Consider the following 16,210-nt stretch of genomic DNA (forward strand, 5'->3'; position numbering starts at 1 on the left):
GCCTTTCTGCGGGGGCGCGCTTATCTGCATGTCAAAAGTGACTTCCTCACCCGGAGCAACGCTGTCCCAGGGAAGCATGGATCTCTTGCCGTCAAATACCGTCATTTCTTTTGTGTCAAAATTAATCCAGTGATAGCCTATAAGAACAGGATTCTTTCCTCCTCTTTCCCATGTTATCGCTCCCGTGTTTTTTACCTTAACCTGTATCTCATACACCATTCCCGTTGCAAGCGCATCCGGAATAGCATCCGGCGCTACTGAGTATGAAGCATTGAACTTGCTTGCCGGTTCACCGTTTATTATCCTCTGCCACATCGCCCTTGCTTCTTCTGTGTCGGGTATCTGGATACTTATGGTTTTATTTTCTATCCAGTCCGCATGAGTAGGTATAATAGCCGTTTCAAAATCCTCAGGTTCATAGGAAAGACCGGTTTTCCCATACCTCAGCAAAGTCACCAGATCCAGATCTGTCAGAGTGTTTGAAACAAGAATATTGAAATATTTCGGTATATTGGAAAGATACTGTATATTAAGTTTCTGCTCAACAAGATATACGAGCAGATGCTGCTGCCTCTGTATTCTTCCTATGTCCGCAAGCTCGGTTGACCTGCTTCTTGAGTAGGAAAGCGCCTGTTCTCCTGTAAGATGATGGTTCCCGACAGAAAAGTTGGCGCCGGATTTTGGATCAATAAGCGGTCTGTCAATAACAATATCGACTCCCCCAAGAGCATCAATGAGTTTCACAAAACCATCAAAATCAATAGTTATATAATGATTTATATCCGCATTAAGAAATTTTGAAACAGTTTCAATCATCAGTTTCTCACCGCCATATGCATAGGCAGCATTTATTTTATCTTCACCATAGCCTGGAATTTCAACAAATGTGTCCCTTGGAATAGACAAAAGAGTCGCCTGCTCCCTTTCAGGATTCAGGTAGAGAAGCATTATGGTATCCGCCCTTCCTGTGTCATTTTCGGCATCCCTTGAATCTTTCCCGAGAAGAAGCATGGTGACAGGTTCTTCTATAGACTGGACAGGGGTAAGTATGTTTTCAATTTCCGAACTCGTTACCGAATTCATCATATTGTTTACATTATTTACATACCGGTAAAAAATCCCGGCACCTATGGCTGCTATTCCTATGACACATGAAAAAAATATAATTAAAAATTTTGCATAAAAAGGAAGCTTTTTAAATCCGTTTTTTTTCACCGTTTTTTTCAGCTCTGTGTTGATTTTATTTTCTGTATTATTTTCTTCTTTATTCATTATATGTCAATCTGTTTTTATTATATCCGCTCCAAGCTCTCTGAGCTTTTTATCAAAATTTTCATATCCTCTCATTATATGATGTATATCGCTTATTTCCGTAATCCCTTCCGCTGCCATTCCAGCAAGCACCAGGGCAGCGCCTGCCCTCAGATCTGTAGCGCTTACGGGAGCGCCCGACAATTTCGGCACACCGGTTATAACTGCATGGTGTCCGTCTATCTTTATATTTGCACCCATTCTGTTTAGCTCATCCACATACATGAATCTGTTTTCAAAAACATTTTCAGTTATTACCGATACACCCGGGACAAGCGAAAGAAACACGGAAATAATCGGCTGCAGATCAGTGGGAAAACCCGGGAAAGGAAGCGTGGATATGTGCACATTCTTAAACAATGCTCTTGTTTTTTTAACTATGACTGATTCATTGTTTACATTTGTAATGTTTACCCCGGCATCAGCAAGCTTGTTGCAGAAAATCCCCATATTGTCCCATATGGCATCCCGGATTTCGACTTTCTTCCCGCACAAAGCTGCGGCAACAATGAAAGTGCCGGCTTCTATGCTGTCAGGCATAATCTCATATTCACAGCCTCTCAGTTCATCGACTCCGTTTATGACAAGACAGTCGCTGTCAACCCCTGAGATATCTGCGCCGCATTTTATAAGGTATCTTGCAAGATCGCTTGTTTCCGGCTCCTTGGCGGCATTATAAATTGATGTTGTCCCTGATGCAAGTGAGGCAGCCATAAGGATATTTTCAGTTGCTCCCCTCGACGGAAAATCAAGATTGATAGCTGTGCCTTTCAGTCTTTTTCTCTGCCCTTTTGTGCTTGGATTTTCCGCTTTGATATAAACATAACCATGCTCTGTAACACTGTCTGCTCCCATTTGCTCAAAACCCTTGAGATGCATGTCAATCTGTCTTGAGCCAATATTGCATCCTCCCGGAATGGCAACTTTTACTTCCCCAAATCTTGAAAGAAGAGGGCCTGCAACAAGAATAGATGCGCGCATCTTTCTTACAAGTTCGTATGGAGCTTCAAAGCTTTTGATATCATCAGGATCTATCTCTATGCAATTACCTGATTTATCAAAGTTTATCCGGGCTCCAAGAAGCTCAAGAACGTCCGCCATTGTAAGGACATCATCAATAATCGGAACGTTTTTCAGTATTGTCTTTCCTTTCGACATTATTGAAGCTGCCATTATTTTTAATGCCGAGTTTTTTGCACCGCTTACTTTTACTTTTCCGGAAAGCCTGTTCCCGCCTTTGATAATATATTTCATTTAATTTAACTAAATCCGCCTTTGTGAAATTTTAAAAACTGATTATAACAAAATAATTAATTTAAAAAAATAAACCGGACAGCAGGCGCCTGTATATTTTAAAAAAATGCCGATCAGAATCTATATTATAACTTTAAAGAATGGGAAAATGTATTTTTAAGTATTTTCAGGCTCAGGTTTAAGAAAGTCAAACTCTGCGTCTGCCGGTATTGCAGAAGCTGTTCCCGGATTTAATAAAAAAATGATTGCCGCCAGGGTGGTAGCCGGTATTATTTTTTATAAGAAGTTTTTTTATTTCAGGGAAATAAAATTATTTGTAAACCAATACTTTTTTATTAAATTTGTTATTAAAAACTATTTTTAATCAAGATCCTGAATTATCCTGATAAAGATTTTAAATATTTCAGGATCAAACTGTTTTCCCACATTTTTTTCTATTTCTTCTATTGCTTCCTGCTTTGTGAGCGCTTTTCTGTAAATCCTGTCGACAGTCATGGCATCATAAGCATCAGCAAATGCAAGTATCCTGGAAAGAAGAGGTATCTCTTCTTTTTTAAGGCCGGCAGGATATCCCTTACCGTCCCAGCGCTCATGGTGACAAAGTATATATTCCGCAACAGATTCAAGCTCGGGAGAAGCCATGGCGATTCTGTAGCCTATCTCGGAATGCTTTTTCATTATATCCCACTCTTCTTTTGTCAGTTTTCCGGGTTTGTTCAATACTCTGTCATCTATCGCTACTTTTCCAATGTCATGCAGCATTGCAAAAAGTTGTAGCTCATCCATGCTTTCTTGCGGAAGGTCCATTTTCTCCCCGATAAGTCTTGAAATATGTGCAAGGCGCTCAGCATGCTCTTTGGTCTCCTGGCTCCTTGCATACATGGTATCCATGATTGAGGAAAGTATTGTATGGTGATGGCTTTTCTTTTCAAAAAGCTTTCGTTTGTTCATATACTCTTCAGCTTCTCTTTCGGCATCCCCGATATTTTCTTCAGATGAGTTTTTGGTTCCATATCCCATGGCAATGCTTATATATCTCACTTCTTCCTTTGTGCTTTCATTATACTGGCTTACCTTGTCTTCTATTTCATAAAGCAGCGAACTTGCGCTTTCCCTGCTGGTATGAGGCAGGAGCAATGCAAATTCATCGCCCCCGATTCTTGCAAGTATATCATCTTCGCGAAGGCAGCTTTCCAGGATTCTTCCTGTTTCTTTTATGATATGGTCTCCTTCAAAATATCCCAGAGCATCATTTATGAGACGAATGCCGTTTATGTCTACAAGGATTATTGAAAGTGGAAAATATTCTTCGTTGTCAAACCTGGCTTTTGCTTCCTCATAATATCTTCTGTTGTAAAGACCGGTTAGAAAGTCATGTTCATTCATGAATTCTATCTGGAGCTGGCGCTTTTTTGAATCATCTATGTCGATGATTATGCCTTCCAGAGCTTCAACGTTTCCATCGTCATCATAGGTACCCTGTCCCATCTCCCGTACCCATTTGTGCTCACCGGAAGCCGTTATTATTTTATATTCAGCCTGAAAAGAGGTTTTTAAAGCTATTGTCCGCTCCCATTTTTTCCAGAGAACATCAACAAATTCCTGAACTATAAGCTGCCTAAATGAAATTTTATTATTATTTATGAGATCCTCAGCCCTGTAACCGGTAAGCTTGAAACAGCCGTCAGAAACAAACAACATTGTCCATTCTCTGTCATATTTGCACCTGTATGCTATTCCCGGCAAATGCGAAAGAAGAACTGATTTGCTTCTTTCGCTTTCTTTTAAGGCCTCGAATCCTTTTTTGTTTTCCGTAATATCTTTCAGTATGCATAAATAATCCTGATTTTCTTCTCCGATCAGACCCAGCCCGGCTATTGTCATATCGACCCAGATATATGACCCGTCAGATTTTAATAAACGCTTTTCCATGGAATAGCCTTCTATTTCTCCTGACTTGAATTTCTCAAAAAGTGCCAGATCTTCCTCAAGATCGTCAGGATGTGTGACCCCTCTCCAGTCAAGGGAAAGTATTTCTTTTTCCGGCCTTTCCAGTATTTTTTCAAGTCCTTTATTAACCATGGATGCAAAACCAAAATTGCTGACGACTGCTATGCCTGTGGGTGCCTGCTCAAAAATAGTTCTGAAAAGATTTTCGCTGTCACGTAGCTTTCTGCTTATGAAATTCATGGTATGATTTTTTATTAAGAGTCCATGTAGAAATAAAAGCAGCAGAATAATACAAGCAACCAGTATTACCGCATGTCTTACCTGCTTGCATATCTCGCTATTCCAGAATTTCTCTGCATAGTCAACACCGAATACTGCAATAACCTTCTGCGACTGCTGATCTCTGATAGGGATATAAATACTCACCCATGTTCCCCACCTGTCGGTAACCGGTCCTACAACAAAATTCTTTTCTTCTACAAAAGCAGCTTTTGCCTCATCTGCAGCTTCATAATAGTGCTGACCGGGAGGTGAGTATTCGCCAGAACTGCTATCTTCGGAATCCGCCATCAAAAATACTTTTCCGTCAATCAGCGTATATAAATATGCAAAGTAGATGCCTTTGTTTGCTTCCTTGAAAGATATCAGGCCGTCTTTTAGTTCTTTATATTCAGGTTTTTCAATATCGCTTGAATTAACATCAAGACTATTGATATAATCAGTATTAATGAATGCTTTGGCTGATTCAATAATATCGAAAGCCTGGCTTTTTGCTTTTTCTTTATAGTTCGAGCAGGTGTCGTATATGTAAAAACCGCCTCCGATTACTGAGGCAATTAAAAAGATAGAAAATATTATTTTAATATCAGATATTTTTTCAATAATTCTCATATATATATATATGCACATATTATAGTTGTTAAATAAAAATCATTATACATCATTTTTTACAATATAAAAACCATTATATACACTTTTATTTGTTCTTTTATAATAATTTTTCAAACCAACTATTGCTCTTATTTAAAACATTGTTTTTAAATTTAATCTGAACAGCCTTTATTAAGGCAGGGTTGCGGTGAAAATATTTCTGTAAGGCACCGAAAATATTTTAAGGATTATTCAGGCTTTTAAAAGGTTTATGGTTTTATATGGCAGGCTTTTTATATGGTAAGCTTTATAAGTTCGACTTCCGCTTCTTTAAGAAGGTCGAGGGAAAACTGATCAGGGTATTCTTCATAATAATAAATCTTTCGTATTCCTGCATTTATCATCATTTTTGCGCAAAGAACACATGGCTGGGTTGTTGAATAAACGCTTGAACCTGTTATACGGACGCCGTGATATGCGGCCTGAATTATTGCATTCTGTTCTGCGTGAAGAGCCCTGCATATCTCATGTCTCTGGCCTGAAGGAACCCGGAGTTCTTCCCTCAAGCATCTTCCTATTTCCAAACAGCTTTTGACACCTCTCGGTGCCCCGTTATATCCGGTAGTAAGTATTCTTTTGTCTTTGACTATTATAGCCCCTACTTTGCGTCTGAGACATGTAGAGCGTGAGGCAACGGTTTTTGTAATGGAAATGAAGTACTCATCCCAGGAAGGCCGTTTATTTAATTCCTCATTCATTTGCCTGAAACCTTTTACTTTTTGGAAGAATCAATTCTCAGTTTTGTAAGCACATTTTTTGGACACGCTGCTATGCATGCTCCGCAGTCTATGCATTTGCTAAGATCAAATTCAGGTATCTGCTTTTCTTTGTTCCAGATAATTGCTTCATTTTCACATGCTTTATAGCATTTTCTGCAATGGATACATCCTGATTCGCATTTTTCCCTTCCGGGTATATCTCTTACGCTGTCATAACTGCACCTGAACACAACTTTTGAATCTGCAGGTATAAGTTTAATTATATTTCTCGGGCATTCTTTAACACATAAGCCACAGCCGGTACATTTGTCCGGATCTATTACGGCAATCTTTTTGTCAACATCAATACTTATTGCGCTTTGCGGGCAGACATGAGTGCAGTCTCCAAGCCCCAGGCATCCAAACGGGCATTTCTTAAAACCTTTAAGCAGCTTTGAAGCAGCCTTGCAAGTTCCTACTCCTACATAAGTGCCAATTTTTTCGCAGTCTCCGCTACAGCAAACCACTGCTTTCTTGTTCATTGCATTTTTGTCAACCACAAGATCAAGACTTTTTTCGATTCCGCCAAGCATTGTATTGTCCTGAAGGACGGTTGCACATATATTTGAAAAAAATACTTTTTTATCTTTTGAAAGGGCTTGAGCATATGCAAAACATCCTGGAAATCCGCAGGCACCGCAGTTCATGCCGGGAAGGTGCTCGGAAACTTCCTGCGCTTTTGCAAGTGATGCAGGTTCCTTGGGAAGTGTTCTGTTGGTTACCCATATCAGTACCCCGCAGACAACTCCCACTGCTGTCAATATTGCTATTATTATCCACATAACTTTTCCTTAAATAAATAAAATTTCTATTTAAATCATCCCGCTGAAACCCATATACGCCAGGGAAAGGATTGCAGCGATTATAAATGCTATAGGAAGTCCTTTCATTGATTTGGGAGTATCCGCCAATTCCAGCCTTTCCCTTATCGCGGACATTATTATAAGCATAATGGAAAAACCTATTCCACCGCCAAGAGCACTGATGATGCTTTGCACCATGCTATAGTTTGCCTGCGCATTTATCAGCGTAATGCCGAGTACGGCGCAGTTTGTTGTAATAAGCGGAAGATATATGCCAAGCGAATTATATAAAGTTATATTAGTTCTCTTGATAAATAATTCCACTATCTGTACAAGTGATGCTATAACCAGTATATATATGATTACATTCATGAATTCAACTTTATAAGGAACAAGAATAAATCTGTAAATAAGTGTGGTTGCAATAGACGCCATAATCATTACAAGGGTGACTGCCGCTCCCATGCTTATAGCATTGGTCAGCTTCTTGGAAACACCGAAGAAAGGACACAGTCCCAGGAATTTTGACAATATGAAATTGTTTATAAGAGCCATACTCATAAAAATCGTAATGAGGCTCGGACCTGCTTCATTCATTTTTTAACACTCCTATCATTCGGAATAATGCAATTAAAAGGCCAAGTACAATAAATGCTCCCGGAGGCATTATAAATATGGACATGGGGCTTTCAGCAAGAACCGGTATGGAGAATAATTGTTTTCCGAATATTTCAAGACCGCCTGTTCCCAGCAATTCCCTGAAAAACGAAATTATTATAAGCGCAATTGTAAAACCAAAGCCGACTCCGAAAGCATCTGCAATTGAAAGAATGACTGAATTTTTTGATGCAAAAACCTCGGCCCTTCCCAGAATAATGCAGTTAACGACTATAAGAGGGAGATAGATGCCCAGCGACTCATATAGCGGAGGAAGATAAGCTTCAAAAACCAGGCTCAGTATTGTTACAAAAGTAGCTATTACAACTATAAATACCGGTATCCGGACAAGATCCGGGGTTACTTTCCTTAAAAGAGAAATAATTATATTTGAGCCCAGTAATACAAAAATAACACCCACGCTCATTCCTAATGCATTATTAAGTGAATTGCTGACGGCAAGTGTCGGACACAGCCCCAGAACCAGTACAAATACAGGGTTTGTAACTACTATGCCTTTTGCAAATTCCTGCCAGAACCTTTTTGCTGTTAATCTTTCCTGTTTTTCAATCATTTTCTTACTTTGATAATTTGCTTTATTAATTTTTATATCGATATTAATAATTCTTTGATTTTATAATCTCCAGTTTTTCCTCAATTGCCGTCCTTACAGAATCAGTTACAGCTCTTGAACTTATTGTTGCGCCTGATATCGCATCTATTTTTCCGCCGTCCTTGCTTAGTTTAACATCTCCGGATTCCAGGCCCCTGAACTGGTCAGTAAAGAAAGCTTCGAGTATTTTTGTGCCAAGACCGGGGGTTTCCGTATTTGAAAGTATGGAAATTTCCTTCACGGTGTAATCCTTGTTAAGTCCGACCAGGGTGTTGATATCTCCCCCATAGCCTTTGCCGACTGCCACAAATGAATACCCTATTACATCTCCGCCCTTAAGTATGATATAAATATCGTCTTTTAATTCAAAATCCTGCATTTCAGGATAAATTCCCTGAAGAACGGTTGTAACTTTAGCTTCCCTTTCCGCAAGTATTTTTGTCTGCGTAAAACTGTTTACAAGCATCAGTAAAAGGACGGCTACAAATACTATTATCGATAAGAAAACAATGGGATAAATTTTGTTATTTAGTATCTTTATGCCTAATCCTGTCTTTTTTTCTGAAATCATTTTCTTTCCCGGTTAATCTCTATTTCTTTTTTATTTTGCCCGTTTTGCTTTCCGGGGCTTTACATATCCGAACGGTTTTGGCCTTATATATCTGTCAATCAGCGGAGTAAAGCCATTCATGACAAGTATTGAGAAACAGACGCCTTCAGGCATTGCTCCAAAGTGTCTTATCAAAAATGTTATCAGCCCGCATCCTATTGCAAAGATTATCCTGCCCGGTCCGGTTACAGGAGAGGTTACATAATCAGTTGCCATAAAAACAGCTCCAAAAAGAAGTCCTCCTGCCATCACCTGGAATAATATGTCTTCGCCAAATATCAAAGACATTATTACAACAGTTGCCACATATACCAGAGGTATTTTCCAGTCTATTATCCTGAAAGCTATAAGCAATATTCCGGCAATTATTATAAGCATTGCAGATGTCTCACCTATGGAGCCGGCTACATTCCCGAAAAACAAATCCCTGTAAAGGGCGATTTTTGAACCTTCTGCAACAAAACTCTCCCCCAGGGGAGAAGCAGAAGTAACTGCATCTATCCCGGAATTACCGGGGAGATACCATTGTGTCATAAATGTCGGGAAGCAAATTGCAAGAAAAGCTCTTCCCGCAAGCGCAGGATTAAATATGTTATGGCCAAGCCCGCCAAAAGCTTCCTTTGCAAGAGCAATCGAAAATGCTGCACCTATCACTACCATCCATATCGGAATACGCGGCGGGAGAGTAAGCGCAAGCAGCAATCCGGTAATAAGGGCGCTTCCGTCCATTTTAAAATTCTTTTTTCTTGCTTTCTTTATTATCAGCTCAACAAGAACTGAGGTGACTGTGGAAGCAAGCATTACCCAGAAAGCTCTGAGTCCGAAAAAATAAACTGCGGCAACTGAAGGAAAAATAAGCGATGCAAAAAATATATACATTATCTTTGCGGTTGAAATACCTCTCCAGATATGCGGAGGCTGGGAAATAAAATTATTTTCCCTTACAATTATGTTTTCCTGAACGGCACCCTTTGAAACACCACCGCTCTGACTGCCGGCAGACTTATTATTTTCAGAATTTTCCTCAGTAATATTTTCTTTATTTGTTTCGTTCATTTTTAAAGTTAAAATTTATTATTATTCTTGATTGCTCCTGATTTTATCTGCCTGCCAGTATGCTTTTGCCTGTTTTTATATATGCCACTATCGGAATTGCAGAAGGGCATACATAAGCGCAGGAACCACATTCTATACAGCTTGATATATGGTATTCGCTGCACATATCGAATTTGCTGTTCTTTACAAAACCGGCATAATTTAACGGCATAAGATTCATGGGGCAGACATCCACGCACCTGCCGCACCTTATGCAGTTTCCTTCATTTCTTGGAAGACTTCTTTTTATAAGTATGCAGTTCACAGCTTTTGTGACAGGAAAATTCTCTTCATTTATGTCATTTCCCATCATGGGGCCACCAAGAATAATTTCCCTGATTTCACTCTTGAACTCTCCGCAACATTTTAGGATCTCGCTGACAGGAGTTCCTATCCTTACAATGAAATTGCCGGGATTTGAAACAGCCCCGGTTACTGAAATTACTTTTTCAATCAGCGGCTGGCCTTTCAAAACAGCATCACAGGCAGCCTTGCATGTACCTACATTGTTGACAACAACGCCAACATCAAGCGGAAGTCCGCCGACGGGAACTTTCCTTTTAAGCACATTTTTAATAAGCGTCTTTTCTGCGCCCATCGGGTATTTTGATTTAAGTGACACTACACAGAAATTATCAGCAAGACCTGATTTCATAATAAGATTATCAATATTTAAAATTGCATCTTCTTTATTGTCTTCAATAGCTATATAAACTTTCCGGGGATTAAGCACCTTATAAAAGATATAAGCGCCTATAAGCATTTGCATTCCATATTCAAGCATTATCCTGTGATCAGCTGTTATATAAGGCTCGCATTCACAGCCGTTTATAATAAGAGAGTCTATTTTTTTATCTTTCGGGGGGCTGAGCTTTACATGAGTGGGAAAAGTTGCTCCTCCAAGCCCCACTATTCCGGCATTCTTAACAACAGATATTATCTCTTCATTACCGATACCATTTATTTTGGAGATTATTTCTTTTATTTTTCCTTCAAGATATTCTCCTGCTTCCTTATTCTCCTCAAAACCCTCAAGATCCTTTTTTATTTCTTCAAAAACCGGATTTACAGACAAATACTCGATTTCTTCCGTTTCGGAAGCCGTAATCTCTGCAGCATCCACAATTGAATTTGCAAGAGGGTTTATCATTTTAAAAACTGAACTAACCACTCCTGTTATCGTTGAATGGATGGGTGCAGACACAAAACTCTCGGAGTCGGCAATCATCTGCCCTGTCTTTACCTTCTCTCCTCTTTTTACAAGCAGATTGCATTGCTGGCCGAAATGCTGCTGCAGGGGCAGTATTACTTTTGAAGGCATATCAAGCCTGGTGACCGGCATGTGCTCAGTTACTTTGTTTTCAGGTAATTTCAGGCCTGTAGTAAATTTTAATCTTTTTATTGTCATTTTATTTTTTACTATTTTACAATAAATTTTTCAATTCCGCTTGATTTATGAAAATTTCTTTCATTATCTATAATAAAAGCTTCTGCATTTTCAATATTTTCAATAATTCTTAACCCGTCTTCCGGGCCAAGGACAAGCACTGATGTTGCAAGAATATCAGCAATTGTAGCATTTTCCGCAATTATAGTCACGCTGATACACTTGTTTGAGGAAAATCCTGTCCTTGGATCTATTATATGATGTGCTTTGCTTTCGGGGTCAAAATATCTGTAATAATTCCCGGAAGTAGCTATTGATTTGTCAGAAAGTGAAAAACTGATTATCTGCTCAGAGGTATCATCCGGATTTTCAAGACTTATGTTCCACGAGGACCCGTCAGGTTTGGAGCCCAGTATTCTCATGTCTCCGCCTGCATTAACCAGGGCATTCTCTATCCCTCCGGATTTTAAATTCTCAATCACCTTGTCAACAATATAGCCTTTCGCAACTCCGCCCAGGGTAAGGGACATGCTTTCTTTGCCAAGAGATATGGTTCTGCCTTTAACGCTTATCTGTTCCGAACCAAGAAGTTTTAATGCTTCATTAATCTTTTGTTTCTGGATTTCCTCGCTTTCCTGCCACAAACCTTCTGACCATAGCTCAAGAACAGGATTGACAGTAATATCAAAAGCTCCTTCAGTTTTTATATTATATTCTTTTGAAATATTAATGATCTCTATCAATTCATCAGGTGCATTCCTGATTATTCCGTCCCGGTTTAAAACAGAAACGGCGCTTTCGCTGTCATAATTTGATGCTATTCTGTTAAGCTCATCGATTTTCCGAAAAGAACTTTCAAGTATTTCTGCATAATCTTCTTCATTGCTGTAAATTATAATATTTACGAAAGTTCCCATTTTTTCCCTGGTATCTTCAAATCTTTCCGGCAACCGGCTGCATCCCGCCAGGGAAAATATAAATATCACAATTAAAAATGCTGAGGAAAATAACAATAATGTTCCTAAAAGATTTTTTTCTGACTTCATTAAAAATCTGCCTGATTTATATTAATGATTTATATTAATAAATTAATAATTACCTGATGATTTTCTCACAATTACCTGATGATTTTCTCACCAGAGCAAAACAATTTCAAGTAATAAAACCAAGCCGGCTATCTTGCTGCAATAAAATATTTTTTCAATTAAATTTACTTGAAAATCCTTTGGATTTTGAAATATCTATCCACAGGAATATCTGTTTTTAAAAAGCCGGAAATAAAAATTTCTCACTATGCACAATGTTGACAGCAAATAATTTATTGATATCATATGTTGTTGACTCTTAATCTGATATAATTAAATTTAAATAAAAACCCGTCAGATAATTTTTAAACATGATTGAAAACATAATTGAACAAATCAAATCGGCTGAAGAAAAATCAAAGGAAATAATAGAATCTTCGAAAACAGAGGCCGCTTTAATTATTGAAAAGGCATACAGTGACAGCAATAAAAAAATAAAAGATTCAAAAGCAGAAGTTAAGCAGATGATACTTGATGCAAGAGAAAAAGCATCTGCAGACGCCCTGGCTGAAAAAGAAAAGCTCAGCAGTGATTTTGAAGATAAAATTGAAAAATTAAAAAGTGATTCCGCAGTTAAAAAAGAAAAAATTGTCAGTCAAATAATAAATAGAATTTTGGAATAACGGAATTGATGTTATGGCAGTTGCCAGACTTGAAAAATACTTAATAGTAACCCATAAGTCAGAAGAAGCAAGAGTTCTCAGGTTTTTACAGAAAAAAGAACTTATTGAGCTAAAGCCATATTTCAAAACAGATAAAAATACTGATGAATCAGTTCCGGATTTTCAAAAGCAGGACTTTACGGTACCGGATATCAATATCAAGGCAAAAAGAGCTTTTGATATTCTGGCAGAATATGAGAAAAAGATCAGTAAGAAAATGGCTGCCAAAGCCGGGAAGATAGTCGTTTCAAATCATGAGTATGAGAGCATTGCTTCCCTCACAGACAATAAAGAAATAATTGATGAAATAATTTCCATTGATAAGCAGATAAGCTCCAATAATGCAAAGATTACTGAAATAACCCTTAAAATAAATCAGCTTGAGTTATGGTCTTCATTTAAAAACAGGCTTGAACTTCTTGGTGATCATGATTCATATTCAATAAAGCTTGGAGTAATCAAAGCAAGAAAGAATGTTTTTGAAGAAATATGCTCCGAGTTTGATAAAAAGAAGATATCCTGTGAGGTAATAAACAATAATCTGAACCTGAATTATATTATTCTGGCTTATCATTCCGAGGTCAGAGCTGATGCCAGGGATTATCTGTCAGCTATAGCATTTGAAGAGGCTGACATAAAAGGCTACTTCGGAACTGTGCAGGAAAATACGGATTCATTTAAAGAGAAACTGGCCCATCTGGAAAATATTAATAATAGCCTTAGGAAAAAGCTGGAAGGTTATAAAAAAGACTTTGAAAGAACCCTGACAATATATCTGGATTATCTGGAGAATAATCTGGAAATAGAATGGGCGCTGAATTACGGATTTTCCACTGATAATGTTTCCTTTTACACAGCCTGGATAAAAAAAGATGATAAGAAAACCCTTTATAATATAATTAACGGCTTTAACTTTACAAGACTGATACCCGTTGAGCCTGAAGAAGGTGAAACAGTGCCTACAGTGCTTGAAAACAAAAAGTTTTTCAGACCCTTTGAACTTATAATAAATCTATATGGCGTACCAAAGTATTTTGAGATAGATCCCACACCTTATATATCGATCTTTTTTGCATTGTTCTTTGGCCTGTGCATGACAGATGCAGGATACGGTTTAATATTTGTCGCCGTTTCCATCCTGCTTTTCTTTAAAATGAAAGGTTCAAAAAATATTCCCATGCTTGTGCTTATCCTTGGGATTTTCACCATTCTGGGAGGAGCCGTTTTTAATGGCTGGTTCGGAGATCTCCCTGGCTATCTTGGAATTAACGGTTTTTTCTCCAGATTTGCCATATTGGGTGACCCGCTGAAAACAGAGGGGGCAATGAATTTTTTCAGGCTGTCATTGCTTTTGGGTGTAATACAGGTAATTTTTGGACTTTTAATAAAGTTTTTTGATAATCTTTTCAGAAAAGAATACAAGGTGGTTTTCCTTGATGCGCTTCCCTGGATAGTCATAGTAGTCTCTCTTGTAATAATACTTTTATCAACAGAGATTGCTGTAAATATCCAGCTTGTAAGCGAGCCTTTGTTTTCCGCCTCTGTTGCGAAAGTATTAATATGGCTCATACTTCCCGCAGCTCTTGTAATCATATTGTTTGGAGCAAGAGATGAGAAAAAATGGGGTTTCAGGCTTTTTATGGGATTTTTAAATCTGACGATAGTAAGCGGAATAACTTCTTTCCTGGGAGATTTTCTGTCATATATCAGGTTAATGGCTCTGGGACTTGTAACGGCAGGAATAGGAACAGCAGTAAATAAAATTGCTTTTCAGATAGGTTCAATTCCGGTAATAGGTATAATTATTTTGGTAGTTGGCCTTATATTCGGCCATATGTTTAATCTGGGAATTAATATGCTGGGCGGATTTGTACATACCATGAGGCTTCAGTATGTGGAATTCTTTTCAAAATTTTATGAAGGCGGAGGAAAGCCTTTTGAAGTATTCAAAGAAGAACATAAATATATATCAATAAAAGATTAATTTATTAGGAGGAAAAATGACAGGTGCCGCTCTAGGTATACTATTAGCAATAGTAGGTGCAGGATTCGCAACATTTTCCGCAGGACTTGGCTCAGCAATAGGAATAAGTTTTCCTGCCAAAGCCGCAGCAGGAGTGCTTTCAGAAGATCCGTCTAAATTCGGAGGCCTCTTCCTGCTGGTTGTATTGCCGGGTACACAAGGTTTTTATGGATTCGTTGCAGCTTTCCTTATTGTCGGAAAAATTGCCGGAATAACAGAAATGCTACAGGGGCTTCAGCTTCTCTGCGCAGCTCTTCCCGTAGGACTGATAGGTTTGTTTTCTGCAATATATCAGGGAAAAGTAGCAGCTGCCGGTGTTAACCTTGCTGCAAAAAGACCGAAGGAAGTAATTAAAGGCGTTATCTTCGCTGCAATGGTTGAGACATACGCCGTACTTGGATTATTAATAAGCTTCTTCCTTATAAATGCTGTCAAATTGTAATTGGATTAAAAGGTGAAGATATGACAGAAACTGAAAATGTTTCAAAGAAATTAATAGAAGATGCCGAGAATGAGAAAAGAGAAATTCTTGCAGAAGCCAGGAAAAAAGCCGAGACTATTTTAAAAGAAGCAGAGGATGCCGTACAGACAATACTTTCCAATGGAAATGAGCTTGCGCTTGAAACATATAAACGTGAGCATGATTTTCTTATCACGCAGTTTAATTCTCACTTAAATCAGAAATTCCTGCTGGAAAAAATAAAAATAGTAGATGAAATTATAAAAAGCATAATAGACCGGCTTGAAAATATTGACATGGACAGAATTGAAAAACCGCTTTTAAAATTCGCCGGTGACATAAATATTAAAAATGCTGTTTACCAGACAGGTAAAAATGAAAAAAGAATTACTGATTCAGTCGTCAGCAGGATATTCGGCAGTAAAAGAATTACAAAATCAGAAAAAGAGCCTGATTTTGACAAAGGACTGAAAATTATAGAAGGAAGAAAAGAATATTACTTTTCGGAAAGAAATCTTATTGATCCTGAATCCGAGGATACGAAGATGCAGATATCAAAATTACTTTTTTAAATGATCGTTTTTAATAAATTTAATTTGATTTTTAACAAAT

General features: G+C 38.1%; 15 protein-coding genes. 4 read left to right on the plus strand and 11 right to left on the minus strand.

What is annotated here, in order from left to right:
- The 11 genes from GXZ93_01645 to GXZ93_01695 all read right to left on the minus strand — a co-directional run.
- The coding region (locus tag GXZ93_01645; GenBank protein HHT78494.1) for an LCP family protein at positions 1-1,272 on the minus strand (1,272 nt) is incomplete at its 3' end.
- Positions 1,273-1,278: 6 nt separating this feature from the next.
- On the minus strand, positions 1,279-2,565 hold the full coding sequence (gene murA, locus GXZ93_01650) for a UDP-N-acetylglucosamine 1-carboxyvinyltransferase (protein HHT78495.1): 1,287 nt from the start codon (positions 2,563-2,565) through the stop codon (positions 1,279-1,281).
- Between the two features lie 360 nt (positions 2,566-2,925).
- Positions 2,926-5,406 carry a diguanylate cyclase gene (locus tag GXZ93_01655; protein ID HHT78496.1) on the minus strand — a complete coding sequence of 827 codons (2,481 nt, stop codon included), beginning with the start codon at positions 5,404-5,406 and terminating at the stop codon, positions 2,926-2,928.
- A gap of 272 nt (positions 5,407-5,678) precedes the next feature.
- Complete coding sequence (locus GXZ93_01660) at positions 5,679-6,143, minus strand: dCMP deaminase family protein (protein HHT78497.1); 465 nt, start codon at positions 6,141-6,143, stop codon at positions 5,679-5,681.
- A 14-nt stretch (positions 6,144-6,157) separates the two neighbouring features.
- Positions 6,158-6,985: a 4Fe-4S binding protein gene (locus GXZ93_01665; protein HHT78498.1), complete on the minus strand. Its 828-nt coding sequence runs from the start codon at positions 6,983-6,985 to the stop codon at positions 6,158-6,160.
- 30 nt (positions 6,986-7,015) lie between these two features.
- The gene (locus GXZ93_01670) at positions 7,016-7,603 is read right to left on the minus strand and encodes an RnfABCDGE type electron transport complex subunit A (GenBank protein HHT78499.1); all 588 of its coding nucleotides are present in this window, start codon (positions 7,601-7,603) and stop codon (positions 7,016-7,018) included.
- A complete protein-coding gene (locus GXZ93_01675) occupies positions 7,596-8,237 on the minus strand; it encodes an electron transport complex subunit E (protein HHT78500.1) in 642 nt (213 codons plus the stop codon). The genes GXZ93_01670 and GXZ93_01675 overlap by 8 nt, the downstream gene beginning before the upstream one ends.
- A 43-nt stretch (positions 8,238-8,280) precedes the next feature.
- Entirely contained in the window at positions 8,281-8,847 is a 567-nt protein-coding gene (locus tag GXZ93_01680; GenBank protein ID HHT78501.1) for an FMN-binding protein, read from the minus strand.
- Between the two features lie 30 nt (positions 8,848-8,877).
- A complete protein-coding gene (locus GXZ93_01685) occupies positions 8,878-9,942 on the minus strand; it encodes an RnfABCDGE type electron transport complex subunit D (protein ID HHT78502.1) in 1,065 nt (354 codons plus the stop codon).
- A 43-nt stretch (positions 9,943-9,985) separates the two neighbouring features.
- Positions 9,986-11,389: an electron transport complex subunit RsxC gene (rsxC, locus tag GXZ93_01690; protein ID HHT78503.1), complete on the minus strand. Its 1,404-nt coding sequence runs from the start codon at positions 11,387-11,389 to the stop codon at positions 9,986-9,988.
- An 11-nt stretch (positions 11,390-11,400) separates the two neighbouring features.
- Entirely contained in the window at positions 11,401-12,414 is a 1,014-nt protein-coding gene (locus GXZ93_01695; protein ID HHT78504.1) for an FAD:protein FMN transferase, read from the minus strand.
- A gap of 350 nt (positions 12,415-12,764) precedes the next feature.
- On the opposite strand from GXZ93_01695, the gene GXZ93_01700 reads away from it, so the two are divergent.
- From GXZ93_01700 to GXZ93_01715, 4 genes are read left to right on the plus strand one after another with little or no spacing between them, the layout of a single operon-like run.
- Positions 12,765-13,076: a hypothetical protein gene (locus GXZ93_01700; GenBank protein ID HHT78505.1), complete on the plus strand. Its 312-nt coding sequence runs from the start codon at positions 12,765-12,767 to the stop codon at positions 13,074-13,076.
- A 13-nt stretch (positions 13,077-13,089) separates the two neighbouring features.
- Positions 13,090-15,099 carry a V-type ATP synthase subunit I gene (locus GXZ93_01705; protein HHT78506.1) on the plus strand — a complete coding sequence of 670 codons (2,010 nt, stop codon included), beginning with the start codon at positions 13,090-13,092 and terminating at the stop codon, positions 15,097-15,099.
- A gap of 16 nt (positions 15,100-15,115) precedes the next feature.
- Positions 15,116-15,580 carry a V-type ATP synthase subunit K gene (locus tag GXZ93_01710; GenBank protein HHT78507.1) on the plus strand — a complete coding sequence of 155 codons (465 nt, stop codon included), beginning with the start codon at positions 15,116-15,118 and terminating at the stop codon, positions 15,578-15,580.
- A 20-nt stretch (positions 15,581-15,600) separates the two neighbouring features.
- Positions 15,601-16,170, plus strand: a complete 570-nt coding sequence (locus tag GXZ93_01715) for a hypothetical protein (protein ID HHT78508.1) — start codon at positions 15,601-15,603, stop codon at positions 16,168-16,170.
- The last annotated feature ends 40 nt before the right edge of the window (positions 16,171-16,210 follow it).

It is taken from the genome of Actinomycetota bacterium, from assembly GCA_012837825.1.
GTDB lineage: Bacteria > Actinomycetota > Humimicrobiia > Humimicrobiales > Humimicrobiaceae > Humimicrobium.

Bases quoted from the DNA above. Each gene is read 5' to 3' on its own strand.
- murA (HHT78495.1), bottom strand. From the start codon at position 2,565: ATGAAATATATTATCAAAGGCGGGAACAGGCTTTCCGGAAAAGTAAAA.
- GXZ93_01655 (HHT78496.1), bottom strand. From the start codon at position 5,406: ATGAGAATTATTGAAAAAATATCTGATATTAAAATAATATTTTCTATC.
- GXZ93_01660 (HHT78497.1), bottom strand. From the start codon at position 6,143: ATGAATGAGGAATTAAATAAACGGCCTTCCTGGGATGAGTACTTCATT.
- GXZ93_01665 (HHT78498.1), bottom strand. From the start codon at position 6,985: ATGTGGATAATAATAGCAATATTGACAGCAGTGGGAGTTGTCTGCGGG.
- GXZ93_01670 (HHT78499.1), bottom strand. From the start codon at position 7,603: ATGAATGAAGCAGGTCCGAGCCTCATTACGATTTTTATGAGTATGGCT.
- GXZ93_01675 (HHT78500.1), bottom strand. From the start codon at position 8,237: ATGATTGAAAAACAGGAAAGATTAACAGCAAAAAGGTTCTGGCAGGAA.
- GXZ93_01680 (HHT78501.1), bottom strand. From the start codon at position 8,847: ATGATTTCAGAAAAAAAGACAGGATTAGGCATAAAGATACTAAATAAC.
- GXZ93_01685 (HHT78502.1), bottom strand. From the start codon at position 9,942: ATGAACGAAACAAATAAAGAAAATATTACTGAGGAAAATTCTGAAAAT.
- rsxC (HHT78503.1), bottom strand. From the start codon at position 11,389: ATGACAATAAAAAGATTAAAATTTACTACAGGCCTGAAATTACCTGAA.
- GXZ93_01695 (HHT78504.1), bottom strand. From the start codon at position 12,414: ATGAAGTCAGAAAAAAATCTTTTAGGAACATTATTGTTATTTTCCTCA.
- GXZ93_01700 (HHT78505.1), top strand. From the start codon at position 12,765: ATGATTGAAAACATAATTGAACAAATCAAATCGGCTGAAGAAAAATCA.
- GXZ93_01705 (HHT78506.1), top strand. From the start codon at position 13,090: ATGGCAGTTGCCAGACTTGAAAAATACTTAATAGTAACCCATAAGTCA.
- GXZ93_01710 (HHT78507.1), top strand. From the start codon at position 15,116: ATGACAGGTGCCGCTCTAGGTATACTATTAGCAATAGTAGGTGCAGGA.
- GXZ93_01715 (HHT78508.1), top strand. From the start codon at position 15,601: ATGACAGAAACTGAAAATGTTTCAAAGAAATTAATAGAAGATGCCGAG.